This window comes from Streptomyces triticisoli (assembly GCF_003270085.1).
GTDB classification, from domain to species: Bacteria; Actinomycetota; Actinomycetes; order Streptomycetales; family Streptomycetaceae; genus Streptomyces; species Streptomyces triticisoli.
In genome coordinates this window covers 60,457-66,685 of the sequence record NZ_QFDQ01000073.1, presented here as the reverse complement: position 1 = coordinate 66,685, position 6,229 = coordinate 60,457, and the positions used below count along the sequence as shown (strand labels likewise).

General features: G+C 73.4%; 6 protein-coding genes and 2 pseudogenes. 4 read left to right on the top strand and 4 right to left on the bottom strand.

The genetic code is table 11. The features are described 5' to 3' along the window. A pseudogene (locus DEP02_RS13460) lies at window positions 1–191 on the top strand (ATP-binding protein); the annotation flags it as partial. 8 nt (window positions 192–199) lie between these two features. On the opposite strand, the gene DEP02_RS13455 reads toward DEP02_RS13460, so the two are convergent. Beyond that, window positions 200–1,204 carry a LacI family DNA-binding transcriptional regulator gene (locus tag DEP02_RS13455; protein ID WP_112467560.1) on the bottom strand — a complete coding sequence of 335 codons (1,005 nt, stop codon included), beginning with the start codon at window positions 1,202–1,204 and terminating at the stop codon, window positions 200–202. A gap of 132 nt (window positions 1,205–1,336) precedes the next feature. Between DEP02_RS13455 and DEP02_RS13450 the strand changes: the two genes are divergently transcribed. Continuing rightward, a complete protein-coding gene (locus DEP02_RS13450) occupies window positions 1,337–2,491 on the top strand; it encodes a Gfo/Idh/MocA family protein (RefSeq protein ID WP_112467559.1) in 1,155 nt (384 codons plus the stop codon). Between the two features lie 9 nt (window positions 2,492–2,500). Here DEP02_RS13450 and DEP02_RS13445 read toward each other — a convergent pair. Continuing rightward, window positions 2,501–3,017: pseudogene (locus tag DEP02_RS13445) on the bottom strand (GNAT family N-acetyltransferase). A 131-nt stretch (window positions 3,018–3,148) separates the two neighbouring features. On the opposite strand from DEP02_RS13445, the gene DEP02_RS13440 reads away from it, so the two are divergent. Both DEP02_RS13440 and DEP02_RS13435 read left to right on the top strand, forming a co-directional pair. Further along, on the top strand, window positions 3,149–3,964 hold the full coding sequence (locus tag DEP02_RS13440) for a thioesterase family protein (RefSeq protein WP_112467558.1): 816 nt from the start codon (window positions 3,149–3,151) through the stop codon (window positions 3,962–3,964). Between the two features lie 322 nt (window positions 3,965–4,286). Continuing rightward, window positions 4,287–5,312 (top strand): alcohol dehydrogenase, encoded by a 1,026-nt coding sequence (locus DEP02_RS13435; protein WP_112467557.1) that lies wholly within the window; start codon window positions 4,287–4,289, stop codon window positions 5,310–5,312. Between the two features lie 38 nt (window positions 5,313–5,350). On the opposite strand, the gene DEP02_RS13430 is transcribed toward DEP02_RS13435, so the two are convergent. Both DEP02_RS13430 and DEP02_RS13425 read right to left on the bottom strand, forming a co-directional pair. Next, window positions 5,351–5,527 carry a hypothetical protein gene (locus DEP02_RS13430; RefSeq protein WP_438947759.1) on the bottom strand — a complete coding sequence of 59 codons (177 nt, stop codon included), beginning with the start codon at window positions 5,525–5,527 and terminating at the stop codon, window positions 5,351–5,353. Between the two features lie 31 nt (window positions 5,528–5,558). Continuing rightward, window positions 5,559–6,203, bottom strand: coding sequence for a class I SAM-dependent DNA methyltransferase (locus DEP02_RS13425; protein ID WP_112467566.1), 645 nt, complete (start codon window positions 6,201–6,203; stop codon window positions 5,559–5,561). Window positions 6,204–6,229: the final 26 nt, after the last annotated feature.

The window sequence follows — 6,229 nt, the reverse complement described above, 5'->3', positions numbered from 1 at the left end:
CCGGCGGGCGCCGGGCCGTGCGTGTGGAGGTGACCGACCGGGGACCCGCGGCGCCGCCCGAGCCGTCCGCCGCGCCGGACCCGGACGGGCACGGCCGCGGCCTGGACATCGTCACCGTCCTGTCGGACCGGTGCGGCGTACGGGCGTACGCCGGTGAGATCCGCCGGTGGGCGGAGGTGCCGGCGGGCTGAGCCTCGCCTCAGGCGCCGCCGGGCGGGGCGGTCGTGCCGCGTACCTCCAGGTACGGGGTGGTCAGGTCGACCGCGCGCGGGCGGTCCGGGGCGTCGATCCGGTCGAGCAGCCGCTGGGCGGCGCGCCGGCCCACGTCGTGGCTGGCGTTGTCCACGGTGGTCAGCCACAGGTGCCGCAGCCGCGACAGATAGGTGTTGTCGTAGCCGGCCAGGGAGAGGTCCCGCGGCACCCCGAGGCCGCTCTCCTCGGCGGCCGACAGCGCGCCGACGCAGGCCATGTCGTTGACGGCGAAGACGGCGGTGGGGCGCCGGGGGCGGCTGAGCAGCCGTACGGCGGCCCGGTAGCCGCCCTCTTCGGTCAGGTCGCCCTGCTCCACGACCGCGGTATCGGCCAGTCCGTGCTCGCGCATGGTGGCCTCGAAGCTGCGGCGGCGCAGTTCGCCGACCGCGCCGTGGCCGGCGATGTGGGCGATGTGCCGGTGGCCGAGGGCGATGAGGTGCTCGGTGGCCAGCCGGGCGCCGTGCTCGTCGTCGCCCGCGACGACGTCCACCCCGGGCAGGTCGGGTTCGCGGGTTCCGGCGACGACGGTGGGGACCCGGCCGGCCGCGGTGCGCAGCGCCTGCGGGTCCCGCAGGGTACCAACGGCGACCAGGCCGTCGACCCGTAGTTCGGTGAAGGTACGGGTGAGGTCCTCGCCCAGGCGCCGGTTGAGCCGGCCGTCGGCGAGCAGCATGCGCAGACCGCTGTCGTACAGGCGGGAGTTGAGGCCGTCGAGGAGTTCCACGAACCAGGGGTTGCGCATGTCGTTCAGCAGCACGCCGACGGTGCGGGTGCGCCGTTCGCTGAGGCTGCGGGCGGCGGCGTTGGGCCGGTAGCCGAGCTCGTCGATCGCGGCGAGGACCGCCTGCCGCTTCTCGGAGCGCACGCTGCCGGAGCCGCGCAGCACCAGCGAGACCAGGGACTTGGACACGCCGGCCCGCGCGGCCACGTCACGGATGGTCGGAGGTCGCACGTGGTGGACCGTTCCACAGGAGGAACCTTCTGTAAAGGGCCGGGAGTGCGTCGGCGAAGGGGGTTGACACCCGACAGGCCCGGCCTTCATCGTGGGCCCGCAGGTTTTGGATCGGTCCAAAGAGGGGCTGTCATGGTGGATGTGCTCGGCGTCGCCGTCGTCGGATTCGGCTGGATGGGACGGGTGCACGCCCAGGCGTACGCGCGCGTGCTCCACCACTTCCCGCAACTCGCGGTACGTCCGCGCCTGGTCGCCGTCGCCGACGAGGTGCCCGGCCGGGCCGAGGAGGCCGCCGGGCGGTACGGCTTCGACTCCGCGACCCGCGACTGGCGGGAGATCGCCGCCGACCCCCGTGTCCGGGCGGTCAGCATCACCGCCCCCAACTTCCTGCACCGTGAGATCGGCCTCGCCATGGCCGAGGCCGGCAAGCACATCTGGATCGAGAAGCCGGTCGGCCTGACCGCCGACGACGCCCGCGCGGTCGCCGACGCCGCCGCCAAGGCCGGCGTGCGGGGCACGGTCGGCTTCAACTACCGCAACGCACCCGCCGTCGCCACCGCCCGCGAGATGGTCGCGGCCGGCGAGATCGGCCGGGTCACCCACGTCCGCGTCCGGTTGTTCAGCGACTACGCCGCCCACCCCGAGGGCGCCCTGACCTGGCGCTACGAGCGTGAGCGCGGCGGCAGCGGCGTGCTGGGCGACCTGGCCTCGCACGGGGTCGACCTGGCCCGCCATCTGCTCGGCGAGATCGACTCGCTGGCCGCGGACACCGCCGTGTTCGTACCCGAACGGGCCCGCCCGTCCGGTGCCACCGCCGGTCACACCCGGGCGGCGGGCGGCGAACTCGGCCCCGTCGAGAACGACGACTACGTCAACTGCCTGCTGCGCTTCGCCTCCGGCGCGCGCGGTGTCCTGGAGGCGTGCCGGGTCTCGGTGGGCGAGCAGAACAACTACGGCTTCGAGATCCACGGCACCGAGGGCGCGCTCTTCTGGGACTTCCGCCGCATGGGCGAACTCGGCGTCAGCCGCGGCACCGCGTACCAGGACCAGCCGGTCAGCACCGTCTACGTCGGCCCCGGCCACGGCGTGTACGAGGCCTTCCAGCCGGGCTCGGCCAGTGCCATGGGCTACGACGACCTCAAGGTCGTCGAGGCACACCACTTCCTGCGCTCGATCGCGGAGAACCGGCCGTACGGCGCCACCCTCGACGACGCGGTGGCCGCGGCGACGGCACTGGACGCCATGGCCCGCTCCGCCGAGCAGCGCGCGTGGGTGAGCCTCGCCTGAGCCCGCCCCTCACCCCGGCGTCAGGTCGGTGCGCGGGGTGACGACCCAGTGGTTGGTGCGCAGCACCCGGCCCGCGAACGTCACCTCGCGCTCGGCGAGGAACCGGAAGCCGAGCGAGCGGCAGATGCCGTTCGAGGCCGCGTTGGTCGTGGCCGGGAAGGCGTGCACCACCCCCCCAGCGGTCCTCGTCCCGTGCCCGCCCGAGCAGCGCGCGGACGGCGCGTCCGCCCAGGCCCTGCCCCTGGAACTCGGGCAGCACCATCCAGCCGATCTCCGGCATCGGGCCGTCGTCGCTCTCACGGGCCCAGATGGTCACCGTCCCGGCCACCACCTCGGGGGCCTGCGGGTCGGGGGCGATCATCTTGATCCAGGCGGTGCCGGCCGCCGCCCGCTCGGCGTCCCGGCGCACCTTGTCCGCCATGCCCTCGACCGGCAGGGGCCCGCCGAGCTCGGCCATCATGACCGGATCGCAGCGCATCCGGATGTAGGCGTCGACGTCGTCCGGTGTCACGTCGCGCAACTGCACGTAACCTCCCGAGGGACAGTGGGTGTAGATGCCAAGCATCGGCTGGGCGATGATGGGCCTGCCCTGCCGGTCCGGCGCGGAACCCCGCGCCTACTCAGCATTTCCGTGAACAACCCTGGAAGGTAAACCCGTTGAACAGCGGCACCCCGGTTCCCGACAGCTACTACGAACGCATCGACGAGCACCGCTTCAAGCCCACCGTCCACGCGAGCGGCGCCTGGGCCCCGGATGAGCAGCACTTCAGTCCGCTGGGCGGACTGATCGCCCACGCGATCGACGACCACCTGGCCGCACGCCCCGACACCGGCCTGACACCGGCCCGGATCAGCTACGACATCCTGGGCCGGCCGGCCCTGGACGAGTGCGAGATACAAGTGGCGGTGCTCCGGCCGGGTCGCACCATCGAACTGCTGGAAGCCGTCGTACACATCGCCGGCCGCCCGGTGGTCCGGGCCCGCACCTGGCTGTTGTCCGCCCAGGACACCGCCTCCGTCGCCGGGGGCGCCGAGGACCGGCTCACTCCTCCCGACCGGCTCGCCCCCTGGGTGATGAGCGACCTGTGGCCCGGTGGCTACATCGCCTCCCTGGACGTCCGCCCGCTCGCCCCGCCACGCCCGGGCCGCACCACCGCGTGGATCTCCACCCCGCTCGCCCTGGTCGCCGGCGAGCCGAGCAGCCCGCTCGCCTCCTACCTGGCCCTGGTCGACACGGCCAACGGCATCGCCGCACGGCAGTCGCCCACCGCGTGGATGTTTCCCAACGTGGACCTGACCGTGCACCTCCACCGCCGCCCCGAGGGCCGCTGGACCGGACTGGACACCACGGTCACCTTCGGACCGACCGGCCTGGGCCTGACCAGCACGGTCCTGCACGACCTGCACGGCCCGGTCGGGCACGCCCAGCAGATCCTCACCGTACGGCCCATGCCGCCCGGCGGGAAGGACTGAGCCGACGGCCCACACCTGCGGGGCGGGTCCTGTGGGACGGCAGGTCCCCGGGGGCCTGGGCCGGGGTGGTCGACGGCAGCACCGGCCCGGTGAACCTCGCCGCGCCCTCCCCCGTACCCCGACGCACACTGATGCGCGCGTGGCGCAAGGCGTGGGGTGTCCCCCGGCGGCTGCTCGGCGCGGGCTTCGGCTTCGAGCACCCCGAGTGGTCGCGGGCCGCCGCGGTCTCGTACGGCGCGCGTGATCCGCCCGGAGCTGATGTGCTGGTGGCGGGGGCCGTCGCACCCGCCTTTTTCGGGGGAGAGAATTTCGGGAGAGACCCATGACCACCTACAAAGTCGCGCAGGTGACCACGGCCGGCGGTCCCTTCGAGATCGCCGGGCGCGAGGTGCCGGAGCCGGGCCCCCGCCACGTCAGGATCGCCGTGGAGGCCTGCGGGATCTGCCACAGCGACAGCCTCTTCGTGGACGCGGCCGTTCCCGGCATCGACTTCCCGGTGGTCCCCGGGCACGAGATCGCCGGCCGCGTCGAGCAACTCGGCGAGGGGACCGAGGACTGGGGCCTGCAGGTGGGCGACCGGGTGACGGTGGGCTGGTTCGGCGGCAGCTGCGGCCACTGCACACCGTGCCGGCAGGGCGACTTCATCGTGTGCCCGAACCTCAGGGTTCCCGGCTGGGCGTACGACGGTGGCTTCGCCGAGCGGGTGATCGCACCGGTCGACGCACTGGCCCGGATCCCCGACTCCCTGGCGGCGAGCGACGCCGGGCCCATGGCGTGCGCGGGCGTGACCACGTTCAACGGGCTGCGCCGCAGCTCCGCCCGCCCCGGCGACCTGGTCGCGGTGCTCGGCATCGGCGGCCTGGGACATCTGGGGGTGCAGTACGCGGCGGCCATGGGCTTCGAGACGGTGGCGATCGCCCGGGGAGCCGACAAGGCCGACCTGGCCAAGCATCTGGGCGCGCACCACTACATCGACAGCACGGCGGCCACACCCGTGGCGGAGGCGCTGGGGTCACTGGGCGGCGCCAAGGCCGTCCTGGCCACGGCCGGCAACTCCCAGGCCATCACGGCGACCGTGGACGGGCTGTCGCACCGCGGCGAACTGGTGGTCATCGGGGCGTCGCCCGAACCGCTGGGCATCACCCCACTACAGCTGATCATGAGCGGCCGGGTGGTCCGCGGGCACCCGTCGGGCACTTCGCAGGACGTGCGGGACACCCTGGCGTTCAGCGCCCTGCACGGGATCCGTCCGATGACCGAGACCGTACCGCTGGACCAGGCCGGCGAGGCGTACCGGAAGATGCTCTCCGGTGCCGCCCGCTTCCGTATGGTGCTCACCACCGGCTGACGCACGGGCCCTGAAAGCGGCCCCGTGTGTCCCGGTCGTCAGGAGCAGCCGGTCACGAACCGGTCGAGAGCCGCGGTCGGTTCCGCCGGCTTCTCCAGCGGCAGTTCGTGGTCGGCGTCGATGACACGGACCTCCGCGTCCGGGTGGGCCTTCGCCGGCCGTACGCCAGTACATCGGCGTGAACGGCGTGCGTCCGACCGGAGTTGAGCCGTCACCGGCCGTGTCCCTTCACACGCGGTACGGCTTTCAGGCTTTACGCGCCACGAGGCAGGCGTGGGGCCGGGTCAACCGCCCCTCGGGCTCCTGCACCAACCGCGCCACGACCATCAGCCCGGCCTGCCCCAGCAGTTCGGCCACACGCTCCACGGGCAGCAGATGCCACTCGTAGGACACGGGGTGGCCGTATCCCTGTGTGGGCCGCCGGTGTTCGTCGCCGACGTGGCATCCCCACAGCAGGTGGCCACCGGGCGCGAGCGTGCGATGGAACTCGGCGAAGAGCAGCGGCAGTTCCGCGGGCGGCGTGTGATGGGTGGAGTACCAGGCGAGGATGCCGCCGAGTACGCCGTCGCCCACGCCCAGCGCGGTCATCGAACTCTGCACGAACCGCAGGTGCGGGTAGGCGCGCCGGGCCAGTCCCACCATGCCGGCCGACAGGTCGACGCCGAACACCGGAAGTCCCAAGTCGGCCAGGTGAGGGGCCACTTGGCCGGGACCGCAGCCCAGGTCCGCGACCGGGCCCAGGCCGGAACGCCGCACCGTCTCGGCGAACGCCGCGAGCATGCCCCGGGGGATGGGGTCCAACTCGGAGGGCTTCGGGACGCGTTCGGCGTAGGCGGCGGCGACGGTGTCGTAGGAGTCGCGGACGGCCGTGAGGGAGGAGGGCTCGGGCACGGGGGCACGGTAGCGCAACCCGGGCA